Annotated in this window: 1 pseudogene (running past one end of the window); it reads right to left on the bottom strand. The window is 60.7% G+C overall.

Annotation, left to right across the window (positions count from 1 at the left end):
• Window positions 1–239: pseudogene (locus GEV06_28715) on the bottom strand (hypothetical protein) (it extends 604 nt beyond the left edge of the window).

Here is a 239-nt window from a genome sequence, read left to right as displayed (position 1 = left end):
AAGCTTCTGCCGAACTCGTCCGGACCTTCGAACGCCCAATTGAAGCCGGCTTTTTCCATGAACTCTCGAAAGTCGTCACCGGTCACCACCCGCTCCAAGGCCACGCGCAACGCGTTGCTGACATCATCAGGGGTCTCGGCCGGCATCCCGATGCCACGCCACCCCTCGAGAACGAAGTCCACGCCCTGCTCGCTCAATGTGGTGATGTTCGGGAATTGCGCCAGGCGCTCATCAGCCAT

This window comes from Luteitalea sp. (assembly GCA_009377605.1).
Classification (GTDB): Bacteria; Acidobacteriota; Vicinamibacteria; order Vicinamibacterales; family Vicinamibacteraceae; genus WHTT01.
This window is presented reverse-complemented; position numbering and strand designations above follow the sequence as displayed.